The 25,633-nt window shown below is 60.5% G+C and carries 26 protein-coding genes, 1 tRNA gene and 1 pseudogene; 21 read left to right on the forward strand and 7 right to left on the reverse strand.

Going from position 1 to position 25,633, the window contains the following annotated elements; genetic code table 11:
- Positions 1 to 186: 186 nt before the first annotated feature.
- From yajC to BR41_RS03005, 8 genes are all read left to right on the forward strand, one after another.
- Positions 187 to 516, forward strand: a complete 330-nt coding sequence (yajC, locus tag BR41_RS02970; RefSeq protein WP_035052738.1) for a preprotein translocase subunit YajC — start codon at positions 187 to 189, stop codon at positions 514 to 516.
- Between the two features lie 58 nt (positions 517 to 574).
- Positions 575 to 2,434, forward strand: a complete 1,860-nt coding sequence (gene secD / locus BR41_RS02975) for a protein translocase subunit SecD (protein ID WP_035052741.1) — start codon at positions 575 to 577, stop codon at positions 2,432 to 2,434.
- An 11-nt stretch (positions 2,435 to 2,445) separates the two neighbouring features.
- Positions 2,446 to 3,381, forward strand: a complete 936-nt coding sequence (gene secF, locus BR41_RS02980) for a protein translocase subunit SecF (protein ID WP_035052744.1) — start codon at positions 2,446 to 2,448, stop codon at positions 3,379 to 3,381.
- A 74-nt stretch (positions 3,382 to 3,455) separates the two neighbouring features.
- Entirely contained in the window at positions 3,456 to 4,097 is a 642-nt protein-coding gene (locus BR41_RS02985; protein ID WP_035052745.1) for a DedA family protein, read from the forward strand.
- A complete protein-coding gene (bioC, locus tag BR41_RS02990) occupies positions 4,094 to 5,008 on the forward strand; it encodes a malonyl-ACP O-methyltransferase BioC (protein ID WP_035052747.1) in 915 nt (304 codons plus the stop codon). The genes BR41_RS02985 and bioC overlap by 4 nt, the downstream gene beginning before the upstream one ends.
- Positions 5,005 to 5,727: a dethiobiotin synthase gene (bioD, locus tag BR41_RS02995; RefSeq protein ID WP_245615789.1), complete on the forward strand. Its 723-nt coding sequence runs from the start codon at positions 5,005 to 5,007 to the stop codon at positions 5,725 to 5,727. The genes bioC and bioD overlap by 4 nt, the downstream gene beginning before the upstream one ends.
- 34 nt (positions 5,728 to 5,761) lie before the next feature.
- Positions 5,762 to 6,340 (forward strand): SCO family protein, encoded by a 579-nt coding sequence (locus BR41_RS03000; RefSeq protein WP_035052749.1) that lies wholly within the window; start codon positions 5,762 to 5,764, stop codon positions 6,338 to 6,340.
- Positions 6,337 to 7,113 (forward strand): flagellar brake protein, encoded by a 777-nt coding sequence (locus BR41_RS03005; protein WP_035052751.1) that lies wholly within the window; start codon positions 6,337 to 6,339, stop codon positions 7,111 to 7,113. The genes BR41_RS03000 and BR41_RS03005 overlap by 4 nt, the downstream gene beginning before the upstream one ends.
- A gap of 142 nt (positions 7,114 to 7,255) precedes the next feature.
- Here BR41_RS03005 and BR41_RS03010 read toward each other — a convergent pair whose 3' ends face one another.
- Positions 7,256 to 8,131: an SDR family oxidoreductase gene (locus tag BR41_RS03010; protein ID WP_245615790.1), complete on the reverse strand. Its 876-nt coding sequence runs from the start codon at positions 8,129 to 8,131 to the stop codon at positions 7,256 to 7,258.
- Between the two features lie 110 nt (positions 8,132 to 8,241).
- Between BR41_RS03010 and BR41_RS03015 the strand changes: the two genes are divergently transcribed.
- From BR41_RS03015 to BR41_RS03060, 10 genes and pseudogenes are all read left to right on the forward strand, one after another.
- Positions 8,242 to 9,267: a CDP-6-deoxy-delta-3,4-glucoseen reductase gene (locus BR41_RS03015; RefSeq protein ID WP_035052753.1), complete on the forward strand. Its 1,026-nt coding sequence runs from the start codon at positions 8,242 to 8,244 to the stop codon at positions 9,265 to 9,267.
- A gap of 184 nt (positions 9,268 to 9,451) precedes the next feature.
- A pseudogene (gene narH / locus BR41_RS03020) lies at positions 9,452 to 10,036 on the forward strand (nitrate reductase subunit beta); the annotation flags it as partial.
- Entirely contained in the window at positions 10,033 to 10,689 is a 657-nt protein-coding gene (gene narJ / locus BR41_RS03025; RefSeq protein WP_035052755.1) for a nitrate reductase molybdenum cofactor assembly chaperone, read from the forward strand. The pseudogene narH and the gene narJ, both read left to right, overlap by 4 nt.
- Before the next feature lie 31 nt (positions 10,690 to 10,720).
- The gene (gene narI / locus BR41_RS03030; RefSeq protein WP_035053584.1) at positions 10,721 to 11,404 is read left to right on the forward strand and encodes a respiratory nitrate reductase subunit gamma; all 684 of its coding nucleotides are present in this window, start codon (positions 10,721 to 10,723) and stop codon (positions 11,402 to 11,404) included.
- A 130-nt stretch (positions 11,405 to 11,534) separates the two neighbouring features.
- Positions 11,535 to 12,545, forward strand: a complete 1,011-nt coding sequence (gene moaA / locus BR41_RS03035; RefSeq protein WP_035052757.1) for a GTP 3',8-cyclase MoaA — start codon at positions 11,535 to 11,537, stop codon at positions 12,543 to 12,545.
- Between the two features lie 44 nt (positions 12,546 to 12,589).
- A complete protein-coding gene (moaD, locus tag BR41_RS03040) occupies positions 12,590 to 12,847 on the forward strand; it encodes a molybdopterin converting factor subunit 1 (RefSeq protein WP_035053587.1) in 258 nt (85 codons plus the stop codon).
- 2 nt (positions 12,848 to 12,849) lie between these two features.
- Entirely contained in the window at positions 12,850 to 13,314 is a 465-nt protein-coding gene (locus BR41_RS03045) for a molybdenum cofactor biosynthesis protein MoaE (protein ID WP_035052759.1), read from the forward strand.
- Positions 13,315 to 13,373: 59 nt separating this feature from the next.
- On the forward strand, positions 13,374 to 15,290 hold the full coding sequence (locus BR41_RS03050) for a type IV pili methyl-accepting chemotaxis transducer N-terminal domain-containing protein (RefSeq protein WP_035052761.1): 1,917 nt from the start codon (positions 13,374 to 13,376) through the stop codon (positions 15,288 to 15,290).
- A 35-nt stretch (positions 15,291 to 15,325) separates the two neighbouring features.
- Positions 15,326 to 15,976 (forward strand): response regulator, encoded by a 651-nt coding sequence (locus BR41_RS03055; RefSeq protein WP_035052762.1) that lies wholly within the window; start codon positions 15,326 to 15,328, stop codon positions 15,974 to 15,976.
- A gap of 87 nt (positions 15,977 to 16,063) precedes the next feature.
- Positions 16,064 to 16,687, forward strand: coding sequence for a glutathione S-transferase family protein (locus tag BR41_RS03060; protein ID WP_035052764.1), 624 nt, complete (start codon positions 16,064 to 16,066; stop codon positions 16,685 to 16,687).
- 191 nt (positions 16,688 to 16,878) lie between these two features.
- Here the strand turns inward: BR41_RS03060 and BR41_RS03065 are convergent, their stop codons facing one another.
- Complete coding sequence (locus BR41_RS03065) at positions 16,879 to 18,486, reverse strand: methyl-accepting chemotaxis protein (RefSeq protein WP_051709948.1); 1,608 nt, start codon at positions 18,484 to 18,486, stop codon at positions 16,879 to 16,881.
- 746 nt (positions 18,487 to 19,232) lie between these two features.
- Here BR41_RS03065 and BR41_RS03070 point away from each other — a divergent pair.
- The 3 genes from BR41_RS03070 to BR41_RS03080 all read left to right on the forward strand — a co-directional run bounded on the left by BR41_RS03070 (position 19,233) and on the right by BR41_RS03080 (position 20,106).
- Positions 19,233 to 19,308, forward strand: a tRNA-Thr gene (locus BR41_RS03070).
- 143 nt (positions 19,309 to 19,451) lie between these two features.
- A complete protein-coding gene (locus BR41_RS03075; protein ID WP_035052767.1) occupies positions 19,452 to 19,634 on the forward strand; it encodes a type II toxin-antitoxin system HicA family toxin in 183 nt (60 codons plus the stop codon).
- 82 nt (positions 19,635 to 19,716) lie between these two features.
- Positions 19,717 to 20,106, forward strand: coding sequence for a type II toxin-antitoxin system HicB family antitoxin (locus tag BR41_RS03080; RefSeq protein ID WP_035052770.1), 390 nt, complete (start codon positions 19,717 to 19,719; stop codon positions 20,104 to 20,106).
- A 55-nt stretch (positions 20,107 to 20,161) separates the two neighbouring features.
- On the opposite strand, the gene BR41_RS03085 is transcribed toward BR41_RS03080, so the two are convergent.
- The 5 genes from BR41_RS03085 to BR41_RS03105 form a co-directional block, all read right to left on the reverse strand.
- A complete protein-coding gene (locus BR41_RS03085; RefSeq protein ID WP_035052772.1) occupies positions 20,162 to 20,617 on the reverse strand; it encodes a hypothetical protein in 456 nt (151 codons plus the stop codon).
- Between the two features lie 62 nt (positions 20,618 to 20,679).
- Positions 20,680 to 21,570, reverse strand: a complete 891-nt coding sequence (locus BR41_RS22640) for an OmpA family protein (RefSeq protein ID WP_051709949.1) — start codon at positions 21,568 to 21,570, stop codon at positions 20,680 to 20,682.
- A complete protein-coding gene (locus BR41_RS03095; RefSeq protein ID WP_035052775.1) occupies positions 21,552 to 23,237 on the reverse strand; it encodes a caspase family protein in 1,686 nt (561 codons plus the stop codon). The genes BR41_RS22640 and BR41_RS03095 overlap by 19 nt, the downstream gene beginning before the upstream one ends.
- Positions 23,238 to 23,242: 5 nt before the next feature.
- Positions 23,243 to 23,911: a hypothetical protein gene (locus tag BR41_RS03100; RefSeq protein WP_084186810.1), complete on the reverse strand. Its 669-nt coding sequence runs from the start codon at positions 23,909 to 23,911 to the stop codon at positions 23,243 to 23,245.
- A 97-nt stretch (positions 23,912 to 24,008) separates the two neighbouring features.
- Complete coding sequence (locus BR41_RS03105; RefSeq protein ID WP_035052779.1) at positions 24,009 to 25,418, reverse strand: caspase family protein; 1,410 nt, start codon at positions 25,416 to 25,418, stop codon at positions 24,009 to 24,011.
- Positions 25,419 to 25,633: the final 215 nt, after the last annotated feature.

The raw sequence follows: 25,633 nt of genomic DNA on the forward strand, positions 1-25,633 counted from the left end.
GCGACGGCGCTAGCGGGCATTGCCTTCATAAAGCCGGCAGCGATGCCGGCTTTTTCTCGCGCTGCGGTTGCTCCTTGGCAACTCGCGGCGTAATCATTGCGCTTGCCGTCGGCCCGTTGTGGATTTCGCCAGGTTCGCGGGCTAGAATGGGCGGCTTTGTTTTTAGACCTGTAAAGGGCCATACCGATGTTCATCAATACCGCCTTCGCCGCCGACGCGGCCGCTCCGGGCGTTGCAGCCGGTTTCATGCAGTTCGCGCCGATGGTCGTGATCTTCGTGTTGTTCTACTTCATGCTGATCCGTCCGCAACAAAAACGCGCCAAGGAACAGAAGGCCATGCTGGACGCCCTGGCCAAGGGCGACGAGATTTCGACCACCGGTGGCCTGATCGGCAAGATCAGCAAGGTGAGCGAGCAATACCTGACGCTGGAACTCTCCGATGGCGTTGAAATCCTGATCCAGCGTGCCGCCGTAGCGCAGCGCCTGGAAAAAGGCACGCTGAAAAACAATAAGTAAATTAACGACGAGAAGGCGGAACCCCTGGGTTGCCGCCTTTTTCGCTGGACGGCGCCTCATGAATCGCTACCCCTTGTGGAAATACCTGCTGATCGCCGCGATGCTTTTCGCGGCGCTCCTCTATACGCTGCCGAACCTCTTTGGCGAAAGCCCGGCCGTGCAAGTCTCAAGCGCACGCACCACTGCCAAGGTGGACCAGGCGCTGCAAGACCGCGCATTGGCTGCGGTGAAGACCGTCGGCCTGACGCCGGAAGACGTGCTGTTCGATGGCAATTCGGTCAAATTGCGCTTCAAGGATACCGATGCGCAGCTGAAGGCCAAGGACGCGATCCAGGCCGCTGTTGGCGATGATTTCGTCGTGGCGCTCAATCTGCTGCCACAAACCCCGTCCTGGCTGACCAAGCTCGGCGGCAAGCCGATGTTCCTCGGTCTCGACTTGCGCGGTGGCGTGCACTTCCTGCTGGAAGTGGACATGAAGGCTGCCGTCGACAAGTCGCTGGAAAAGACCGCCGGCGACATCCGCCGCGATCTCAAGGACAAGAAAATCCGCTACGGCAAGGTCGAGCGCGTGCGGGATACCGTCGAAGTGCAAATGCGCGACGCGGAAACCGTGGACGTTGCCAGCCCTATCGTGCGTAAACTGCTCCCGCAGCTGCAAGTGCTGGACGTGAAAGAAGCCAATGACAACAAGATCGTCATCAGCTTCACCCAACCCGCGCTGCAGCAACTGAAGTCCGATGCCGTCAAACAGAACATCACCACACTGCATAACCGCGTGAATGAATTGGGCGTGGCCGAGCCGATCATCCAGCAGCAGGGCGAAGGCCGTATCGTCGTCGAGTTGCCGGGGATTCAGGACACAGCCAAGGCCAAGGATATTCTCGGCCGTACCGCCACGCTGGAAGTGCGCATGGTCGAAGATGATCAGTCCAAGCTGACCGACGCACTGAACGGCAACGTGCCGGATGGCTTCGAGCTGATGAACGACCGTGGTCATGACGGTCAGAACCGTCCCATTCTGGTGCGCAAGGAAGTCGAGCTGACTGGCGACAATATCAATGGCGCGCAGGCGGGTTTCGATGATCACAACCAGCCGGCAGTTCACATTGATCTGGACAGCACCGGCGCGGAAATCTTCCGCCAGCTCACGCACGACAACGTGCACAAGCGCATGGCAATGATCCTGGTTGAGAAGGGCAAGGGCGAAGTCGTCACTGCACCGACGATCAACTCGGAAATTGGCGGTGGCCGCGTTCAGATCACCGGTGCCATGACCGTGGCGGATGCCAACGACACCGCGCTGCTGCTGCGTGCCGGCTCACTGGCCGCGCCAATGAACATCGTTGAAGAACGCACCATCGGCCCGAGTCTGGGTAAGGAGAATATCTCCAAGGGCTTCCACTCGACGCTGTGGGGCTTCCTGGCGGTCTCCATCTTCATGGTGATTTACTACCGCGTGTTCGGCATCGTCTCGACGCTCTCGCTGGCCGCCAACCTGTTGCTGCTGATCGGTGGGTTGTCGATCCTCGGGGTCACGCTGACCTTGCCGGGTATCGCGGCCATCGCGCTCACACTGGGTATGGCCATTGACTCGAACGTGCTGATCAACGAACGGGTGCGTGAAGAACTGCGCAACGGCATGACCGCCAATATGGCCATCGTCAACGGCTACAAGCACGCGCTGGATACGATTCTGGATTCGAACGTGACCACCCTGATCGCCGGTCTTGCGCTGCTGATCTTCGGCTCCGGCGCTGTGCGCGGCTTTGCCTGGGTGCACTGCATGGGCATCGTCACCTCCTTCATCAGCGCCGTGTTCATCTCGCGCGGTCTGGTCAACCTGATCTATGGCTACCGCCGCCGCCTGACCTCGCTCTCGATCGGTCAGATCTGGGTGCCGGACAGCAAAAAGGCATAAGGGACCGAATCATGGAATTGTTCCGCATCAAACACGACATCCCGTTCATGAGCTATGGCCGGCTCACGACGGCCATCTCGCTGGTGACGTTCATCGTTGCCGTGTTCTTCCTGATCTTCAAGGGACTGAACTTCGGCGTGGAGTTCACCGGTGGCACGGTGATGGAGCTGCGCTATGCGCAGGCTATCGAATTGGGGCAGGTTCGCACCAAGGTCGATGCGCTCAAGTATGGCGAGGCGCAAGTGCAATCGCTGGGCACCACCACGGACGTGATGGTTCGGCTGCCCAACATCAAAGCCAAGACCAGCGCACAGCTCTCCAACGAAGTGCTCGATACGCTGAAAAAGGACCGCGCCGATGTCGAATTGCGCAAGGTCGAGTTCATCGGCCCATCGGTGGGTGACGAGCTGGTGAGCCACGGTCTGACTGCATTGGCATTGGTGTGTCTCGGCATCATCGTTTATCTCGCCATCCGCTTCGAATGGCGCTTCGCCGTGTCGGCCATCATCGCCAACATGCATGACGTGGTGATCATTCTTGGTTTCTTCGCGTTCTTCCAATGGGAATTCACGCTGACGGTGCTGGCTGCAGTGCTGGCGGTGCTGGGTTACTCGGTCAACGAGTCGGTGGTCGTGTTCGACCGGATTCGCGAGAACTTCCGCAAGCCGCAAATGCGTGGCAAGAGCGTGCCGGAGATCATCGATAACGCGATTACCGCCACCATGAGCCGAACCATCATCACCCACGGCTCGACCGAACTGATGGTGCTGTCCATGCTCGTGTTCGGCGGCCCAGCGCTGCATGGCTTTGCCACCGCACTGACCATCGGCATCTTGTTCGGTATCTATTCTTCGGTACTGGTGGCATCGCCGCTGCTGCTGATGCTCGATGTCTCGCGCGAGAACATGCTCAAGCCGGTGAAGGTCAAAGAAGAAGCTGTTGTTTGATCGTTAGATTGTTCGCATGGATCGATACGCCGACGACTCACTCGTCGGCGTTTTCTCATTAACAGGGTCACGTCATGGCTTTCAACCTGATCGATATATTTCTGCACCTTGATGTTCATCTCGCGGACTGGGCCACCCAGTACGGCACGCTGGTCTACCTGCTGCTGTTCGCGGTGATCTTTTGCGAAACCGGCTTGGTCGTGATGCCATTCCTGCCGGGCGATTCGCTGCTGTTCGTGGCTGGCCTCGTCGCCGCGCTGGGCAAGATGGACCCGTTTATCGTAGTGGCTTCCATGATGGCCGCGGCCATTCTCGGTGACAGCACCAACTATCTGATCGGCCGTACCTTGGGCGAGAAGCTGTTCGCCAACCCCGATTCAAAACTGTTCCGCCGCGACTACCTCGACCGCACGCATGCCTTCTACGAACGCCACGGCGGCAAAACCGTGACGCTGGCGCGTTTCCTGCCGATCATCCGCACCTTCGCGCCTTTCGTGGCTGGCGTGGGTGAGATGCCCTACCTGCGATTCCTGGCTTTCTCGGTCTTCGGCACGACGCTGTGGGTGGGCGGGCTGGTCACGCTGGGTTACTTCTTCGGCAACGTTGAATTCATCCGCAAGAATTTGTCGGTGCTAGTGATTGCCATCGTCGTCATTTCGTTCATTCCGGTCGTCACCGGCGCCATGCGTGAGAAGTTCGGCAAGAAACCAGCATGAGTCAGGCCAGCAACGAATCGTTCTACACCGACAAAGCCGCGATCCGCGCCAGCTTTGACGCCGCCGCGCACAGCTACGATGCCGCTGCCGTGCTGCAACGCGAAGTCGCCGATCGCATGGCCGAGCGGCTTGACTACATCAAGGTTCAGCCGCTGATGGTGCTCGATGCCGGCTGCGGCACCGGCTACATGGGTAAAACCTTGCAGGCCCGCTACCCGGATGCCCAGCTGATCGAGCTGGATCTCGCACCAGCCATGCTTAAGGTGGCGCGTGCCAAGCACGCTGGTGGTTTCAAGCAACTCTTCAACCGTTTGCGCGGCCGCCAGCCCGTGCAGATCTGTGGCGATATCGAAGCGCTGCCACTGGCCGATGCCTCGGTCGATCTGATCTGGTCGAGCCTGACCCTGCAATGGTGCAATACACCGGATGCCGCCTTTCGCGAATTCACCCGCGTGCTCAAGCCGGGTGGGCTGTTGATGTTCTCGACGCTCGGGCCGGATACGCTCAAAGAGCTGCGCGCCGCCTTTGCCGGTATCGACGGCAACAGCCACGTGAACCAGTTCATCGATATGCACGACCTCGGTGATGCTCTGGTGCATGGCGGCCTTTCCACGCCCGTGATGGATATGGAAATGCTCACCATGACCTATGCCGACGTACGCGGCGTGATGGATGACCTGAAAGGCATTGGCGCGCACAACCTCACGCATGGTCGTCGGCAAGGCATGATGGGCAAGACCGCTTGGCAAAAGGTCTTGGCGCAGTACGAGGCATTCCGGCGCGATGGCGTGTTGCCATGCAGTTACGAGGTCGTCTACGGCCATGCGTGGAAACCTGAGGCCAAGCCCGCGACAACGCTGCCGGATGGCCGGCAAATCATCGAATTCCGACCGCGCTCCTCTTCGTCATGACCATCATGGACGCAGGGCGCTACTTCATTACCGGCACTGATACCGATATTGGCAAGACCGTTGCCACCAGCCAATTACTGCGTGCTTTTGCGGCGGCGGGCAAGCAGGTGGTCGCGATGAAGCCAGTGGCTTCTGGTTGTGAGTGGCGTGACGGTACATTGTGGAATGCCGACGTCGCCGCGCACCGCGCCGCAAGCAATGTCGATGCCCCGGTCGAGCTGACCAATCCCTATCGTTTCGAGCCAGCCATATCGCCGCATCTGGCTGCACGCGAAGCCGGCGTGACGATTTCGCTCGACCACCTGGCGCGCTGCGCCGATCAGCTGTCACCGTTGGCCGATATATTGTTGGTCGAAGGGGCGGGAGGCTGGCTGGCCCCGCTATCGGATGAAGCAAGCATGGCCGATCTGGCGGTGAAGCTCGCCGCGCCGGTGATCCTGGTGGTCGGTATGCGGTTGGGATGCATCAATCATGCTCTGCTGAGCACGCATGCGATCCGGGCGAGCGGGTTGCCGTTGGTCGGCTGGATTGCCAATCAGATCGATCCGGCAATGAGTCGTTATGCAGAAAACCTTGGCTATTTGACGGCTCACCTCGGTGCGCCCCTGTTGGCCGAAATCCCGTTTGCTCCTGACGCATTGCAACGGGCTTTATGCTGGCGTAATGTCAGCTTTATTGATGATGGCGCTTGCGGTGAATCATCCGCGGTTCCAAACTGACACATTGCCGGTTCTGAGCTGGCACGGATTAACGATGCGACGTTTATTGCGAAAATGGGGTGTGTTGCTAATGCTGGCTTTGCTGGCCGCATGCTCACGCCCCAGTTTTGACGGCACCGATCTGACCGGGGTCGATTTCGGCGGCGATTTCCAGCTTACCGCCCATACTGGCCAGGTACGTAAGTTGTCGGATTTCAAAGGCAAGGTCGTCGCCTTGTTCTTTGGCTACACCCAGTGCCCCGATGTCTGCCCGACCACGATGAGCGAAATGAAGGTCGCACTGCAACAGCTCGGCATACAGAGCGATCAGGTTCAGGTGCTGTTCGTGACGGTCGATCCGGCGCGCGATACCACGGCCGTGTTGTCGCAATATGTGCCGGCGTTCGACAAGCGTTTCATTGGTCTGACTGGCTCGCCAGCCGATGTGGAAAAGGTCGAGGGGCAATACAAGGTCATTGCGCAGAAGCAGGGCGAAGGTGCCAATTACACGATGGACCACAGCGCAGGGACGTATTTGCTGGATCGCGATGGTAAATTGCGTGTATTAGTCAATTACGGTGCAGGCCCGAAAGTGCTTGCGCACGATTTGGGTGAGTTGTTGAAGGCATCATGAGCGACCAAGCGCAAAATTCAGACGGACAGGCACCATCGGCGAGTAGCCCGATTGTGGAGGGCGACGATATTGCCCAGTACCGGCTGACCAACCCGCTGGAGATCGGTGCCGTGTTGCGCCAGCTCGCCAACCGCGGCGATTTCGTGACCGTCTATTTCAACGAAGGCCGCCAGTTCCTGCTCACGCGAATCCTTGAAGTCGATATCCGCGAGCGGACATTCAGCTTCGATTGGGGTGGCAGCGAACACACCAACAAAGCGCTACTGTTGGCAGACCGTAAATTGTTTGTCGCATCCCCGGACGGGGTGAAGGTGCAGTTTGCCTTGCATGACGTGTCGCAAGCGCAATTCGAGGGCAAGCCGGCGTTCTATGCCGACTTTCCGGATGACCTGATCAAACTGCAGCGGCGCGAATTCTTCCGGCTGGAAACCCCATTCGGGCGACCCTACAAAGCGGCGTTTTCGCTGGAAGGCAGCAAGTTCGAAATCAATCTGCATGATCTCTCGCTCGGCGGCGTTGGCTTGCGTGCCACGCAACAGGATGCAGCCAAGCTCGAAATCGGCATGGTGCTGCTACAAGTTCATCTCGATCTCGGTGCTGGCGGTGTGCTGGCGGCTGATTTGCAAATCCGCTCCAAGCGAGCAATCGCCACGCATATGGGGCTGCAGTTCCAGGTGGGCTGCCAGTTCGTCAATCTGTCGCGTAGTGCCGAGGCCAATCTACAGCGGCTGATGGCGCAGCTGGAGCGGGAACGCAAGGCGCTGACCGGCTGAGGTCTATCCCATTCGGCGGCTGCGCCTGTGCAGGTTGGCACCGTCCTGTGCTCGAAATCCTCATGTACATGTAAGTACATTCCGGTTCCTGCGCCCCGGACGGCATCAACCTGCTTTGGCTCGCTCGCCGACTGGAATAGACCTAGTTAAGTTTTGCGGTCGGGTGCTGCAAACGTACCCGCAGTTCTTCCTTCAAACGCCGGTTTTTCAGCCGGCGTGATTCATTCAGATAACTCAACATGGCGGGCGACAACACGCGTTGCGCTTCGGCGCGGCTCACGCGTGGCGGGGGCGGCAAGCCGAGATGGTCGGCGACGGTATCAAACCAGTCACCCATCTTGTGCGGTGCATCGTCGCAAGCGTTGTAGACCCGCAGCGGCTTGCCACGAAACAAGGCAAGACAGATCGCATGGGCCAGATCGTCGGCATGGATGTGATTGGTGAAGCTATCTTCTGTTGACTGGATGGCCGGCTCGCCGCGCTCGATCCGCGTGCGTGGCAAGCGGTCGGCGGCGTAGATGCCCGGTGCGCGTAGCAAGGCCAGTTGCACGTTTTGATGGCGTGCCCAGCCACGCAAAGTGTGTTCTGCCGAGGCGCGGCGCTGGGCGCGGTCGGTGTCGGGTGCAATCGGGTGGGTTTCATCCAGCCATGCGCCGTCGCCATTGCCGTAAACCCCGCTCGTGCTGATGTAAACGGCACGCCGCCGGGTCGGGGCGGAGGGGTGTGATAAAATCTCGTTTTTCCGCTGGCGATTTGCATGCAGGCCAGCGACCAGCCGCCGGGTACGTTGGTCAGTCTTGCCCGCGTTAGCCGGGGGGGCACTGTGAATCAGCCAGTCCGCCAAACAGGCGAGTCGTTTCAGGCTGATACGTTGATCCAGATCGACCGCAACCGGCACCACGCCCAAGCTGCGTAACCGGGCAGCGGCTTCGGTGCTGCGGGCAGTGGCATAGATGCGAAAGCGTTGCGATAGCCACGGCAAGGCGCGGGCCAGTACATCGCCGCAGCCAACGATCAAGAGACGTGGTTTGCGTCGTAGAGCAGGTTTTGGCAGTAAATGTGTGTTGTGTTGCAATTGATCTGAACTTGATTTGAATCTGATTTGAATAGCGAACGAACAGTAAAACGATGTCCAAACAACTTACCATCCAGCCTTCCGGTCAGCAAATCGTCATGGATGAACAGGAATTCATCCTCGATGCCGCCATTCGCAGTGGCTTCAGTATGCCGTATGGCTGCAAGAACGGTGCCTGCGGTGCCTGCAAGGGGCGGGTGATTTCCGGCGAAATCGAACACGGCTCGCATGCCGATTCGGCGCTGTCCAAAACCGAAATGGAACGCGGCATGGCCTTGTTCTGCTGCGCCAAACCGCTCAGCGACATCGTGATCGAATGCCGCGAAGTGGCAGCCACCAAGGACATCCAGATCAAGACGCTGCCGTGCCGGGTCGAGAAAATCGACAAGGTCTCGCATGACGTCGCGGTGCTCTCGCTCAAGCTGCCCGCCACCGAGCGGCTGCAATTCCTCGCCGGCCAGTACATCGATATCCACACCAAGGATGGCAAGAAGCGCAGCTTCTCCATCGCCAACGCCCCGCACGATAGCGAGCATATCCAGCTGCACATCCGTCACGTGCCGGGCGGTGCGTTCTCCGAATACATCTGGAGCCAGATGAAGGAACGGGAAATCTTCCGCTTCACCGGCCCGCTTGGTTCCTTCTTCCTGCGTGAAGACAGCGACAAGCCGATCATCTTCATCGCCACCGGCACCGGCTTCGCGCCGATCAAGGGCATCATCGAGCACGCCATCAACAAGGGTATCCAGCGCGAAATGATCCTGTACTGGGGCGCGCGTACCTTGTCCGAACTGTATATGCCGCAGCTCGCTGGCCAGTGGCAGCAGGACATGCCCAACTTCACCTTCATCCCCGTGCTTTCCGAACCGTTGGCGGAAGACAACTGGCAAGGTCGCACCGGCTTCGTGCACGAAGCGGTACTCGACGATTTTGCCAATATGTCCGGCTGGCAGGTCTACGCTTGCGGCGCGCCGGTGATGGTCGAAGCAGCCTATAAGCACTTTGTCTCCCGCAACCTGCCGGAAGACGAGTTCTTCTCGGATGCCTTCTTTACCGCCAAGGATCTGGGCAAGGTTTAGGCTGGCATCGCCAGCGGCGGCGTATCCCATTTCAAAAGCCCGAGCAAGACAGCTCGGGCTTTTTGATTTTTTGGCGGCCTCCATCCGCGTGTAGATCGCGCCGTGCTCCACCAACCGGCCTAGTTCCTTTGCAGCTGCCGACCCCCTTCTCCCGATGAATGGGCGCGTGCATTCGTGCGCCTTATCCCCCGTGTACAAGATGGCCTGTGAATGGAAGGTGGCCTTTCCGCTGCACCCGGAGTACCGCACCTTGCCGATGGTCTGGTATGTGCTGCCGCTATCGCCGATCCAGGGCGCGGCCGAGTCCGGCCAGATGCCGCATCAGACTGTCGGCAATACCATCATTCCGGACGTGAAGAGCCTGCGGATTCCGGTGCGTTATCTGGCCAACCTGCTCACCGCCGGCAAGGAAAAACCGGTCGTCACGGCGCTGGAGCGCCTGCTTGCGATGCGTGCATTCAAGCGCGGCGAAGTGGTGCATGGCCAAGGTGATACCGAGCTGCTCCGGCAAGTCGGCCTCACCGCCGAAACGGTCGAGGACATGTACCAGACCATGGCCATCGCCAACTACGAAGACCGCTTCGTGATCCCGTCCAGCCACAAGGAAATGGCGGAAGACAGCTTCAACGAGAAAGGCGCGTGCGGCTTCAGTTTCGGCAATGGCTGCTCGGGCGGTCACTCGGAAGGCTCGCTGTTCGGCAAGAAGAAAGCAGGCAGCGTGATCTACGTGAACATGCCCAAATCGCGCAAGCACAAGGAGGGCGTATGAACCGGCTCTATCGCGTGACCAGTGCGCTGCTGAGTTATCCCGAACAGCCGCTGCTGGATGCCTTGGGCGAGATCGACCCGCTATTGCTTGAGTCGCCAGCCACCCGGTCGGCGTCGCTGCAACTGGCGCCGCTGACCACCTGGCTGGCGCAGCACGACCTGATCGCGCTGCAGGAAAACTACGTCGCCACCTTTGATCGCTCGCCGGGGCATGCGCTGCACTTGTTCGAGCACATCCACGGCGAAGGCCGTGATCGGGGTTCGGCCATGGTCGATCTGCTGCGCGAATATCAGCAGCGCGGTTTCGAGCCTTGCGGGGGCGAATTGCCGGACTACTTGCCGCTGTTCCTTGAGTTTCTCGGCCAGTTGCCGGATGACGAAGCCCAGCCGTTTCTCGACGATGCCATCCATGTGATCGCGGCCATCGGCGAGCGGCTGGCGCGCAATGGCAGCCCTTATGCGGCGATCTTCGACGTGCTGCGCGGCCTGACCGATGTTGCGCCATTGCCGCTGGTCGAACCGCCGGTGCGGGACATGGACGAGCTGCTGGAAACCTTCGGCCCCAGCCCGGATGGCACCGAGCCGCTGCTCAAGCCCGCCCTTCATGCCAAGCCGGTGCAGACCGTGCAGTTTTATCCACGGGTGCCGGCGTAGTGCCGACGTTGAGGAGATCGTCATGTTTTACCTGAATTACCTGAATCAATTTCTGTTCGGCATCTACCCCTATATCGCCCTCGCGATCTTCCTGCTGGGGAGTCTGGTGCGCTTCGAGCGCGAGCAATACACCTGGAAAACCGATAGCTCTCAGGTGCTGCATCGCGGCCAGCTGCCGTTGGGCAACATCCTGTTCCACGTCGGCATTCTCGGCCTGTTCTTTGGTCATGCCGTGGGCCTGCTGACCCCGTTCGCGGTGTGGCAAGCGCTGGGCGTAACCCATGAACTCAAGCAGATGGTGGCGATGGTTGCCGGGGGCGCGTTCGGGTTGATGTGCCTCGCTGGTCTCCTGATCCTGCTGCATCGCCGCCTGACCGACCCGCGCATTCGCGCCGTGACTCGTCCGGGTGACAAGTTGTTGCTGGTGTGGATTCTGGTCACGCTGGGCCTCGGGCTCGCCTCCATCGTCGTCTCGACCGATCACATGGATGGGCACGTCATGGGGCTGCTGATGAGCTGGGCACAGCACATCGTGACTTTCCGGGGCGGAGCGGCTGGACTGATCGCTGAAGTGCCCTGGATCTACAAGGCGCACCTGTTCATGGGCATCACGCTGTTCGTCATTTTCCCGTTCACGCGGATGGTGCATGCATGGAGCGGCTTTGCCTCCGTCACCTATCTGGGCCGGGCATGGCAACTGGTGCGTCCCCGCTGAGCTGGTCGCACGTCCCCCTTCTGCGGAAGGGGGCGGCGAAGGGCTAGCCAAAAGGACTAGTTCACCCTGCGAATGGTCGCCGTGGCTCATCTTGAACACAATGGGGGCAAGACTTCCCCCGGCTGCCACCATGTCGTGTTCTGCGGTTTCCCACCCCCCAAGCCCCTCGCTCATCGACCGCTTCGGTCGCCGCATCGACTACCTGCGCGTTTCGGTCACCGATCGTTGCGATCTGCGCTGCAGCTATTGTCTGCCCAAGGGATTCAAGGATTTTGCCGAGCCAGCCCATTGGCTCACGCATGCCGAGATGCTGCGGCTGGTGGGGCTGTTTACCGGGCTCGGGGTGAGCAAGGTCCGGTTGACAGGTGGTGAACCGCTGTTGCGGCGCGGCGTGGTCGATCTGGCTCGTGGCATCGCGGCGCTGGATGGCCTGACCGATCTTTCCCTCTCGACCAATGCCACCCAACTTGCCCGCCACGCGGCAGCGCTCAAAGCCGTCGGCGTATCCCGATTGAATGTCAGCCTCGATACGCTGGATGCGCGCTGTTACGCCAGCATCGCCGGCAGCGATCGGCTTGCGGCAGTACTGGCAGGGCTGGGCGTTGCCAAGCAGGTCGGCTTCGCGCCGATCAAGCTCAATATGGTGGTACAAGCCGGCGTCAACGAGGCGGACGTAGACGAGATGGTCGCTTTCGCGCTCGCGCAGGGTTTTGTGCTGCGGCTGATCGAAATCATGCCCATGGGTGATGCCGGGCGTGGCAGCCGCTTTGTGGACGTAACCACGCTGGGCCAGTCGCTGGCGCAACGCTACAACTTGCTGCCGGCAATCAAAGGCCGCGATGCCGGCCCGGCCCGGTATTGGATCAGCCGCGATGGCAGCATGAGTCTGGGCGTGATCACGCCGCTGTCGCAACATTTCTGCGCCGCGTGCAACCGGGTACGGCTGACGGTGGATGGCACGCTGCATCTTTGCCTCGGTCAGGATGATCAGGTGCCGCTCGGCACCCTGCTGCGCGCCGGCGCGAGCGATGCCGAACTGATCGCCGCGATCCGGCGCGGCATTGCCGCCAAGCCGGAACGGCACGAGTTCAATACTCGCCCCGATAAAATCATTCGTTTCATGGCGCAGACCGGTGGGTGACGTGACGCCAGCCCCCAGTGCAAGTGACCATCGAGGAACACACCATGACTATTCAGCTGCTTTTCTTTGCACGCCTGCGCGAGACCTTCGGCCGCACTGCGGAAGAACTCCCGTTGCCAGACGGCTGCGTTACCGTGGCTGATCTGCTTGAAGTACTCCGCGCTCGCGGTGGCGACTGGGCGGCTGAACTCGCCGTGGGCAAATCCTTCCGTATCGCGGTGGATCAGATGCTTGCCGACGCGGATGCCAGACTGGCCGAAGGGAGCGAGGTGGCGATCTTCCCGCCCGTTACCGGGGGCTGAGCATGGCCTTTATCCATATCGCCGTACAGCAAGGCGATTTCGATCTGACCACCGAACTTGCCCGGCAGCCCGATGCGGTTCACGCCTGCGGCGCGCAAGCCAGTTTCATCGGCCGCGTGCGCAATGATCCAGCCGCCGCCATGCCACTCAGCGCCATGACATTGGAGCATTACCCTGGCATGACCGAGCGAGTGCTAGCAGAATTGGCGGAGCGTGCCGTCGCCCGTTTTGGCTTGCTGGCGGTGAGCGTGGTGCATCGGGTAGGCCGGCTTGTTCCCGGCGAGCAGATTGTCCTCGTCCTGACCGCTGCGCCCCATCGGCAGGCCGCGCTGCAGGCCGTCGAATTTCTGATGGATTACCTCAAGTCGGTCGCCCCGTTCTGGAAGTGCGAAGAACACGCTGCAGCCCGTTGCTGGGTACAGGCCAAGGCGACTGACGAAGCCGCACTGGCGCGCTGGCAAGCTTAAGTACGCCGTGGGTAGCGCTGCGGTTGCAGCACTGCCCAAGTACTCGACAAGGTTGAATCATGAGCGCCATCCCTCCGGCCACCGAGCCGGCTCCGCGTCACCGGCTTTCCACCCGCATCGTCGCGATCAGCGTCGCTGCGCTGCTGGTCGTCCTGACCATGATCGGCTGGACGCTGTGGCTGTCCTGGAAGCTGGAAGGCGCGGCGGCGGCCATCAACGACACCGGCAGCCTGCGCATGCGGGCCAACCTGCTGGGGATCGAGTTGCTCAAAACCGATGGCGCGGCCGGGCCGCAAGCAGTAATCACGCTGAAAGAGCAACAGGCCACGCTCACTCGTCTGGATCAAGGCGTGCCGGCTCGCCCGTTGCTACTGCCGGAAGACCCGGCTATCCGCGCTCAATTTGCCCGCGTCACACTCCTGTGGCGCCAACACCTGCAACCGATGGCCGAAGCAGCGCTCGCTGGCCAATCCAGCCATGCCTACCTCGCGGCGCTACCAGATTTCGTGCAGGAAGCCGACCACTTGGTGCGCATGATCGAGGCCGACAATACCGGCAAGACGACACTGCTGCGTCTGTCACAAGGGATACTCATCGTCATTGCCTGTGTTGGCACGCTGACCATGATCTATCTGCTGTACCTGTGGATCATCGTGCCGGTGCAGCGCCTGCAGGATGGTCTGGCACGCATGGCTGCGCACGAGTTTGGTGTACGCCTGCCGGTGGAAACGCGGGACGAATTCGGCGTGCTCGCAGTCGGGTTCAACCGCATGGCCGAAGAGCTGGCCGGCCTTTATCACGATCTGGAAGAGCGGGTTGCCGCGAAGACCGCGAGATTGGCTGCACAAAATCGCGAGCTGGAAACGCTCTGCGACATGGCGGCCTTTCTCAACCAGCCCATCGAGATTGATGCCATGTGTCGCGGCTTTCTGCAGCGGGTTCGCGCGCAGTTCGGTGCGGATGGTGGCAGCATCCGCGCGGTAGACCCGGAGGGTGAGAAGCTGTTGTTGGTCGTGGCCGACGGCCTTCCGCCGTCACTGGAAAATGCCGAACACTGCATGAAGGTGGACGATTGTTTCTGCGGCCGGGCTGCCCGGCACGGTGTGGTCGTGGTCCGCGATTTTCGTCAGTTGCCGCAGCCGGAATCATATCAATGCACCCGAGAGGGCTTCGCCAGCCTCGCCGTGTTCCAGATCGTCTCCGGTAACGAGATACTGGGCTCGTTCTCGCTGCACTATCGCGAACAACACGCGCTTTCCATCGCAGAAACCCACCTGCTTGAAACCTTGGGCCAGCACCTGGGCGTCGCGTTGGAAAACCGGCGACTGGCTGCGAAGGCGCGTCAATTGGCCATGGTTCAGGAGCGCAATCTGGTGGCGCAGGGCCTGCACGATAGCTTGGCGCAAGGCCTCAATTTCCTGAACTTCCAGGTGCAGATGCTGGAAGATGCCGTGGCCCGCAGCGCAAGCGACGACATCACCGCCATCGTGCCCCTGCTGCGTACCGGCGTGCAGGAAAGCTATCAGGATGTACGCGAACTGCTGGCCAATTTCCGCACCAAGCTGGAGCAAGGCGAGCTGATGACCGGCATCAGGGAAACGGTGGCGCGTTTCGAACACCAGAGCGGCGTAGCGGTGGCACTGGATTTACGCGACGAAGGTGCGCCGCTCACGCCGGAAACCCAATTGCAAGTGCTGTTCGTGCTGCAAGAGGCGCTATCCAACATCCGCAAGCACGCCAACGCCCGCCATGTCGTCGTGCAGGTGTATAACCAGCGGGACTTCGCATTGGTCGTACGCGATGATGGCGACGGCTATGATCCGGCAGAGGTCGCGCAACGCCAAGGACATATCGGGCTCGCCATCATGCAAGAACGGGCCGAACGCATCGGTGGGGTACTGACGTTCGCCACGTCGCCGGGACAAGGGGTGACGGTCACGCTGAACTTGCCGGCGGCGCAGCGCCAGCCCGCCTGAGCCAAGCGCTGAATCCGCCAAGGAAACCAATAGCCATGACCATCCGCATTTTGTTGATCGACGATCACACGCTGTTCCGCTCCGGTTTGCGGCAATTGCTGCAACGGCAGAGCGATTTCGAGATCGTGGCCGAGGCGGCCGACGGGCTGGAAGGGGTCAAGCGCGCCAAGGTGCATCGGCCGGATGTGATCTTGCTCGATCTCAACATGCCCGGCTTGTCCGGTCTGGAAACGTTGCAGTTGCTGGTCGAAGAAGTGCCCGAGGCCGCCGTGGTCATCCTCACCGTTTCGGAAGAAGCCGAAGAACTGGCCGAGGCGCTGCGCCAAGGCGCACGGGGCTATCTGGTGAAGAATATCGAGGTGGAAACGCTGGTGAGCAGCATCCGCCGCGCCGCCAGCGGTGAACCGGTCATCGCCGACAACATGACCGCCAAGCTGGTCGCCCAGTTCCGCGCGCAAGGCGTGGCTGCTGCGCCAGCCCACGCCGAGCATGAAAAACTCACCCCGCGCGAGCGCGAGATCATGGCCTGCCTCGCTCGCGGCGAGAGCAACAAGGAAATCGCCCGCCATCTGGATGTGGCAGAAAGCACGGTGAAGATCCACGTGCAGAACATCCTGAAGAAACTCAACCTGACGAGCCGGGTGCAAGTGGCGGTATATGCGGTCGAGAACGGTTTGACGGGATGAGTGCAGTTTGAGAGGCTCCGCTGCGCTGGCTCGACGCCATCGCCCACTTCGGCGTGCAATACGCCAGAACCAAAGGAACGGCAATTCATGTTGAAAATTCTCGGCAAGGACATCTCGATCAACGTCCGCAAAGTGCTCTGGACTTGCCGGGAGCTGGGTTTGCCTTTCGAGCAAGAGCAATGGGGCGCGGGCTACCGTGCGACGAATACGCCCGAATATCTGGCGCTGAACCCGATGGGGCTGGTGCCGGTGCTGATCGATGGCGACTTCGTGCTCACCGAATCGAACTCGATTTGCCGCTACCTTGCGAATGCCTATGGCGGCGAGCGCCTCTTGCCAGTCAATCCGCGCGAACGCGCACTCGTCGAAAAGTGGATGGATTGGCAAGCCACCGAACTTAACAACGCCTGGCGATACGCGTTCATGGGGCTGATCCGGAAGCATCCGGATTATCAGGATGCGGCGTTGTTGCAAAAGAGCATCGATGATTGGGCCAAGCTCATCGGCCTGCTGGATACGCATCTGGCCAAAACCGGCGCCTATGTCGCCGGTGATAATTTCTCTCTGGCGGACATCGTGGTCGGGCTCTCGGTGCATCGTTGGTTGTCGATGCCTGGTGAGCAGCCGGTTTTTCCGGCGGTCAATCGCTACTACCAACGACTCAGCGAGCGTGCCGGTTTTCGCGAATTTGGCTGCAACGGCAACCCTTAGTTAGAGACTGTTCTTGATCTCTTGCCGGCAGCCTTGCTCCCCTCGCCCATTTGCGGGAGAGGGGCTGGGGGAAAGGGTCGTGCCAAGGGCAATGTCCTTTTTAGCACCCTCTCCCTAACCCTCGCCCACTAATCGCTGAACAAGGCTGAAGCCTTGCAGGCAAGGGAGAGGGGACAAGCCCTCGTCGTCCCTCACAACCGATACGCCGCCACAACCCCCTGCATCCCATTTGCCAGTACATTCAAATCCCCCGCCATGCTGCGCGCGCCACTGGCGGTGCTGCGGTTGTCTTCCGACATTTGCGCGATTCTCTCTACCTGCTGCGCCATGGTGATGCACGCCGCGCTTTGCTCGCGGATCGCATCGGAAATCTCGTTGGTCAGCATCCGCGCCTGCTGGGTTGCTTCGACCACCTGCTCGATGGTGTGCCGGGCTTGTGACGCACTCGCCACGCCCTCCACCACGATGCCTTGGGTCTGGTGCATGCGCGCCACGGTTTGCTGGCAGCTCGTGCGTACCCGCTCGATCATGCTGCCGATGTCGCCCGTTGCTTGAGCGGTGCGCTCGGCCAGCTTGCGCACTTCGTCCGCGACGACCGCAAAGCCGCGCCCCTGTTCGCCGGCACGGGCGGCTTCGATGGCTGCATTCAGCGCCAGCAGATTGGTCTGGTCCGCCACTTCCCGGATAACCGTGATGATGGAGGTGATGCTGGTGGTCTGGGATTCGAGTTCGGCAATATCAGAAACCGCGCCCTCGACCACGCGTACCATGTTTTCCATGGATGCAACGTTCTGACCGATCACGGCCGAGCTGCCGTTGGCCAGTTCACCCGCGTCACGCGCCAGGGTTGCCGCCTGGCTGGCGCGGTCCGCGACATGGCTGATGCTGACCGTGATTTGCTCCACCGTGGCGGCCATGCTGGTCGATGCTTCGTTTTGCGCCGAAGCGCTCGATGCAACGGATGATGACGCCTCCAGCAATTGGTTGGCGGTGCTGGAAACGCGGGCGAAGTCGTCAAACAGCTTCTGGAAATTGTCGTGCAGCCGGTCCAGCAAGCGGTTGAAGGCGCCCAGCAGCACACCGATTTCATCATTGCGTTTGATCGGCGCGCGCAACGTCAGATTGAGCGTGGATTCTATTTCAGTGACCACATTGCGGCCTTGGGTGACACCGCCCACTACCGAGCGCAAGGTCATGATCGCCAGCAGCAACAGGATCAATGAGGCGACGGCGGTGATGATCAAAGTCGTGCGAACCGCGATCGTGAAGGCATGAGTCGCCGCCTCTTCACTTTGTCGGCTCAGCGCGACGTTGTAACCAGCGAGCTCGAATAGTGCGTTTTTCAGGCGCTGTTCGACCGGCGTCAATTCCTGATCGCGGATTTGCTTTGCCTCATCCAGCTTGCCGGCTTCGGCGGTCTTGAAGATGCGCTGGACTTGCGCCTCGAATTGATCCAGCAGCACCGTCACATTCTTCAGCTTTTCGTCTTGCTCGCCGCTGAGTTTTCCATATTGCTGCAATTGGCGTCTCATGCCATTGCGGTCATTGCTATATGCATCGCCAAATGCCGCCCGATCAAGGTCGTCTGCCGTGCCGAGATATTTTGCCAGATCGACTCGCATTTCCTGATTGGATTGAGTGGCATTGTCGACCGCAATAATGGCTGGAATGCGCTGTTGCGAAATATCAAACAAATGTTTCTTCATTGACTCCATTTGCAGCCAGGCGCAGCCAAATACTGCGGATAGCCCGAGAAAAGCGGTAATGACCAGCAGAATCAAGCGGTGCGATACGTTCATCTTTTAATCTCGTCGATGAATGAAAAGGGTTGCGGGTTTTGACGATTCGACGCCGCAACTTCAATGGGTGATGGGGCTGGGCAGGGATTGACGGTGTGGTTTAGCCGGGGTGTTTGTGCCTTGCCGACACACCATCCGGGCCGGATTCGATTGAATGTAGTAATAAACAACCAAGTAGCTCAATAGGTAAGGTTATTTATAAAAGCTTGCAACGATTGTGCAGTAATCGCATACCCCGTGCGTGTTGATAGGCGTTTGCTGCAGGCAAATCCATATAGGTAAATGCAATGCAGCGGTTAACGATTAAATGGTCGACGAATGGAGTAGGGCGTTTGCCGTATATTATTTGAGGTGAATTGTGGGCTTGGTTATGACTGTGCAAATAAGCTTGCTGCTTCAAACCGATCCCCAGGAGCGGGATTGATCGAACAACGCAATACGCCTGTTCAGCCGACGCAGGAGAGCTGCTGCCAACAGCATGCTGTTGTTGGTATCCATCAGCGGTCCGCTGCGTTTCTCGCAGGAGTAACGCTCGGCCAAGGCTGCCGAAATATCCGCTGCTTCGGGCAGTGGTTCTGATGGGGTTGAGCCCCTGACTTGTAATCAGGGGCTCACCAGTTCACCCCCTTAATCGCCCCAATCGGTCAAATGCTCCCGCGTCAGGTGGGGGCTTCTGCATACTGGCGCGGTCTCCGCAAAATCCTCTTTGCAAGCGCAAAGCGAGATGTGTAATAATCCGGGCCTTCGCCGATGTAGCTCAGTTGGTAGAGCACCTGACTTGTAATCAGGGGGTCGCGAGTTCGATTCCTGCCGTCGGCACCAGTAGTAAACAAAAGGCCCCGTCTCGTACGGGGCCTTTTGTTTTTCTGCGCCAACAAGAATATCTGTCATAAAAATAACCCCGGGGTTATTTTTTGCGTTGGTGGGGTTATAATAACCCCGTTGGCAATAAAGCAAGGTCAGAGATGACAAGTCAGGAAGCCATCAAGCTGATCAAGGCCGATGGCTGGTACGAAGTCGCGGTCAAGGGGAGCCACCATCAGTTCAAGCACCCTAGCAAACCGGGGCGAGTCACCATTACCCACCCCAAGAAAGACTTACCAGCTGGCACCTTCAACAGCATCTTGAAACAAGCTGGCCTCAAATAAGGTTCGACTTTTCAGACCATCCTTGATGGGGGCGTGATTGCCGAGGCAATCGGCGTTTCCAGTCGCTTGAAAGGAGACCACTATGCATTACCCCATTGCCATTGAACCGGGTGACGAAACACACGCCTTTGGTGTCACTGTCCCGGATTTGCCGGGTTGTTTCTCGGCCGGCGATACCCTGGATGAAGCCATTGCCAATGCCCGCGAAGCCATTGACCTGCATCTGGAGGGTCTGGCCGAGGACGAGGCGACTATCCCGCAGGCCGGCACCATCGCCAGCCACTATGCCAAGCCGGAGTTCGCTGGCTACGTGTGGGGCGTGGTCGAGATTGATATCTCGCGCTATCTCGGCAAAGCCGAGAAAATCAATGTGACGCTTCCCGGCCGCCTGATTCGCCGTATCGACGCGCTCACAACCAACCGTAGTGGTTGGTTGGCCGAAGCCGCGCTGGAAAAACTTCAGCACCATTGAGTCCTCATTTCGGCCTGTCTCGCCAAGTGAGGCCTTCAGCACTCACCCTACCCAATCACTCATTCGGCTTCCGCGTAAAAATGATCTGATCGATGATTGCATCGCCCGATGCATCCTTGCGATAGGTCAGCACTGCGTTGTAGTGCTTCACGCGCCCTAGCTCGATGGCGTCGCCGGCTTCTTTGATCAGCGAAAAAATCGTCGGGATCACGCCCAGAAAATCCTTGGGGCGGTTCTCTGCTTCCGGTTGCAGTTCAAGCTTGCCGCTCGTACCCACTGCGGTAATCCAGCGGTCGAGGCGTTCCGGGATCTTGGAGAGCGAGATCTTGCCGGGGAAGTCGACGGTGATGCGGCTCTTGCCGGCCTTGAGCAAATTGGCGAATTCGCCGTCGAATAGCCGCGAATCGAGAAAGGCCAATTGCGCGCTTTCCGTTTTGGCTTCGGTCATTTCAGCAAGGGCCAACGGGCTGGTCAGCAGCATGGCCAGCAGTAATGTCGTGAGTCGGTGCATGGTCGCGGTTCCTTTGCATTGATGAGTTATCTTGCCGATGACTGCGGCTTGCAGTCTGGTGCTCAGTCCCCCAGGCGGATTTCCACGCGCCGGTTCAAGGCGAGCGATGCCGGGTCGGTTCCCGGCACGAGTGGTTCGTTCTTGCCGTGCCCTTCGGTGCGGAACTGGCTGGCCATCTCCGGCAGGCGTTTCTTCAGCTCCGCCACGACCGCCTCGGCGCGTTTTTCCGATAGCTTTTGATTGAAGGCATCGCTGCCGGTCTGGTCGGTGTGGCCGACGATGGTGACCGTGCCGGTCGGTTTGACCAGCCTGAGGGCTTCCGCCAGGCGCGCGCTTTGGTCTGCGCCTTGCCCGTTCAGGGCTGCACTGTCGGTGCCGAACTGGATGCGCAGGTCTACGCTTGGCAACACCTTCACACCACGCTCTGCCACCTTGTTCGCCAGTGAACGTTTCTTCGACAGCACGGCGGCCAAGTCCTGCGGCGAGGCATTGGCCCAGTCCTGTTCCGCCACTACGCGTACCACTGCGTTGAACCATTCCGGCGCGGCCTGCCGCTCATTCCTGGCGCGCAGATCGAACAGCAACCGGGCGACGTCCACATAGGATTCGGCGTTGATTTTCTCGCGTTGCCCGAGTGCCACTTCCGCCAGCCGGCCGTACACGCTGCCCATCGCCAGCAGGCTGCCATCGTTGACCGACATCGCCTGCAGATAACGCGCCTTGGCGGCGTCCAGCTTGTCGGCGCGTTGGTAATTGAGCGCCAGTCGGTATTGGAAATTGAAGTTGCCGGGGCAGGCGAGGGCGGCTTGTTCCAGCGCGGTTTGCTGCGCCGAGGACGTGGTCGCAGTGCGTATGGCTGCCTCCAGTCCTTGCGCATCGGGGCAATCCGTAGCGCCCCAACTCGCGGTAGCGGCCAGCCACAGCAACCCGGCAATCAGGGATTTTTGGGGCATGGCCCGTCTCCGAGCGCCGGGTTGGCGGAGGTGCGCAACACCAGTTTTTGATATTGCAGGTTCGCGGTTTCCTTATTCAGGCCGGCGGCAAATTGTTCTGCCAGCGGTTGCCCGGCACCGAAGCGTTGACCGGCCAAGGCATCGAGGAAATCGGGTTTGCGATTGAAGGCAAACACGTACAGATGGTCGATGCCGAACGGCGGCGTGACCTGAATGCGGTCTTGCGGGCGCAGGCCGGGAATCACCGTCACTTCGTTGGCGGCGAGCTGGCGGATTTCGGCGCGGTTGTTCGGGTAGAGCGTGGTGAATGTGCCGGATGAGTCGACATCCAGCACCAGCAGCCAGACCGGTGCGCCTGCACGCACATTCACCGCCAGCGTTTCGCAGCGCAGGTAATTGCCGCCCCGCGTGTTGGGATCGAGTTCCGCCAGCAGATCGAATCGTCCACCTGCCACGGGCAGCTTGCCGCGCAACCAGCTCTCGGCGCGGATGCGGGTGAGCAGCGCGTTGACGTCGCCGGTTTCGTTGACGGTGTCGCCGGCCTTATCGACCAGCCGCAAATGGCTCAGATCGCCGCTCACGGTGAAATCGGCGGCCCGGCGCGTCAGCTTCACGCCGCCCAGACCGGTGAGCTGATCGCGCAGCGCGGCGTTGTTGGATGCCAGCTCGATCGATACATCCGCGCCACCGGTTTGGCGGATCGGGGCGGCCTTCAAGCCCGGCAGCGGCGAGGTCAGCAAGCCGTCTTTGTCCTCACGGATCGATGGCAGCATTTGCGGCGCCTGGCCGTAGTTGCGCGAGTTCATGAAGTTGTCGATGGCGCGGTGCAGCGCGGCCAGGCTGGCATGACCATCGCTATCCACGCTCGCACCCAACTGGCCATCGAACACCCGCAACAGCGCATCGGTCAGCGCGCCGTGTGGTTTGTTATCGATGGTTGGCCACGATGCCAGCGTTTCGGTATTGATATCGTGCGCCGGCTCGTTCTCGTTCGAGGCGGAAAGCATGCTGACGTGGTGATATGGATACGGCGGCGGATCGTGCCGGTTGCCGAGTTCGGATGCTGCTTCCAGCGGATCGACCGCACCTGGCAAGGCGACGAATTTCAGCCCGCTCTTGCGGCTGGTACCACGCACCAACTGCCCGGAAAAGCAGCTATCGGAAATCACCAGTACCCGCCGCCCGCCGCGATCCAGTGCCTCCAGAATCGGCCGCAGATCACGCCGGCCGATGATGATGGAGCCGGCAACGTCCTTCTTGATATCCAGTTCGGTGTCGTACGGCAGCCACGCGCCGCTGGCATAGGGTAGATGCGCCACCGCGCCAAAGCCGCCGGCATCCTTGTAGCTGCTACCGTGGCCGCTGAAGTAGATCAGGATGAAGTCGCCCGCCTTGGTCTGGCCTTCCAACTGCCCTAACGCCGCCAGAATGCCGGCGCGGGTGGCCTGCGCATCCAGCAAGGTGGTGACGGCGGACGGCGCGAAGCCAAGCTTGCCGATCAAACGCTCACGCACGGCGCGTACATCCTCGGCCGGGCCTTCCAGCCGCTCGATGCGCTTGGTGGCGTATTGGCCCACGCCGATCAAGACGGCGCGGGATTCGGCATGGGCGAGCGTGGCAGCCAGCAGGGCGGCCAATACAAGTAGCCAGCGCCATTGAAGGGTCATGGGTGCTATCGCCCTTTGTGCCTGAAGAAATTGAGCCATTCCGCGCATTTCTCCCCCACTCGCCCGGTGCAATTCGAATTGGCCTCGGCGGTGACAAAATCCGCCGCCACCCCCGCGCTATAGGCTTGACCGGAGTCAGTCTGAACGCCGATCAACGCACCATCGTCATCTAGCAGCGGTGCACCCTGCGGGATGCGTTGCGCCGGGGGCGGGTATTTCAGCAGCTGCGGGCCATCGGTTTGCAACTCGACGCGTACGAACTGCAAACGCGGCCCGCCCACCGCCAGCAGCCATGCATGGTCTGGATAGGGCCGTTGCGCCACCGCCAATGCTTGCGGCGGACCGGCATGCTGGTCCTGCAACTGCACGACTGCCAACGGGTTATCGCTCAGATCGAACGCCTGCCATTGCACGGTGCCTTTTTCCAGCTGGCCGGACCACGCAGGCCCGACGATGCAAACGTTCGCGGTGACCGCCAGCCCGGCGGAAACACGCGTGAGCACGCAATCGTGGTTGTCCAGCTGGAACAGGTAAAACGCCTGTGTCTGGGACGGCGGGCCGGCATGCTGCAGCGGAGCAGGGGAGCCGCAGGCGCTTAAACCGAGGAGGGCGCACGAGGCGATGAGGCCGGCTGTGAGGGAGTTCCGGCTACTTCTGAGAAATTGGGCAGTCATTCCCCCCTTCGCGAAGGGGGGGATGACTGTACCCACAACCGCTAATGGCAGATTCCACACAGGCACATGCTCCAATACAGGTCGACGTCTACGGTTGCTACTTCACCGTGAACTGCACCACGCCGGCCAAGTCGGCATTGCCCTCGCCGACCACCCGTACGGCGCGGCCGACGCCTGCGGCCGAGAGGGCGCCCAGCTGGTTGGCGATCCACTTGCCATCCCGGTCGCGCTGGCCGATCGAGTAATCCAGCAGGTTCAGTTTCTGGCTGCTGAGGAAGGCGACGGTCAGCGTCTTGCCTTTCGGGTCGGCCGCTTCAAAGCGGAAGCCGCCGATGTCCACTGGCAGGTTGAGTTTGCCGGCCTTCACGAAATTGCTGCCCTTGTAGAACGGGTTGGGGAACAGCACGGTAGCCTGGTCGTTGGCATCGATGGTGACGATGTTCAGATAGCCCTCACGCGGCAGGTTCAGCTCGTATTTCACCCGCTCGCCGATGGCGTAGCTCGATTGGGTCGCGGTTAATGCCAGCGGTTGCAGGCGGCGGGCCAGTTCGGCCAGCGTGTGCCAGTTTTCGCCATCGGCCGCCGGGGCGGTGAACATCAGCGAGGCGGCTTTCAGCGTGGTATCGCCATGCAGCTCCGGTGTGTGTACCTGATTCACGGCGAAGTTGTTGTGGATGAACGTACCGGCCGCCTGGGTCAGGTCTTTGGGCGAGGCGGCCTTCTTGTCTTGCACAGCGGCATCCAGCGCGTTGGAGACGGCCAGTGTGAAGGCGCTGCCCTGGCTGGTGGCCAGCGCATATTCCTTGGCCCCCGCCGCCAGCATGGCTACGTAATTGAGGTGGGCACCGCCGGGCACATCGTCTTGCGTGACGATCACGCCGCGCAATGTGCCTTTGTGCTCGGTTTCCAGCGCCGGGGCCGGCATACCGGGGTAGACGAGGAATTTCGCGACCGCGTCGACCTCGCCACCGATATTGCGCGTGCCAAGCTTGACCGCCTTGTCGGTGCTCATGCCGCCGCTGTGGCAGGCGTCGACGATGGCATACACGTGCTGGCTTTTCAGCCCCTTCAATTGCGCCATGAAGTCGGCCGAGCTCACCACGCCAGCCAGCGAGGCGCGCCCATCGACCACCGCGCCATGCGCGTCGTTGGCGACCAGCACCGATTCTTCACCATTGGCCGAGGGAATCCGCGAGCCGTGGCCGCTGAAATAAAACACCGCGCGTTCATTGCTGCTCGCGCCGCCCAGCCAGTCCTTGATGCCGGCCTTGATATTGGCCGCGGTCGCTTGCTCGTCCTGCAGCACGCGAATCTGGTCATCGCGGAAGCCCTGCAGCTTGAGGATTTTCTTCGCCATTGCCACATCGAGATCGATGCCGGGCAGGTCGTTGCCCTTCATCTGGTATTTGCCCACCCCCACGACCAGCGCGCGCTCTTCGGCGTAGGCGGCGGGGAGCAGTGCAGAGGCAGCCAGCGCCACGGTCAAACCAAGCAGTTTGTATTTCATTGTTGCGTTCTCCGTTGTGGGCGGGGCGATAGGGGTGGCTCCCTGAATTGCATTTGGCAGCCTGCGCGCGGCTTGGGCGGTAGCGGCGCGCAGCAAACTAACAATCAACAGTCGGAAAAGCATTACGGACGGCCCTTGCTGGTCATGCGGGGAGTCCGGGTGTTGGCAAGTCGGGGTATGACGTAATCATAGTGGCATGACTTGTCATTCGTGAG

Source organism: Andreprevotia chitinilytica DSM 18519, assembly GCF_000711875.1.
Taxonomy (GTDB): domain Bacteria; phylum Pseudomonadota; class Gammaproteobacteria; order Burkholderiales; family Chitinibacteraceae; genus Andreprevotia; species Andreprevotia chitinilytica.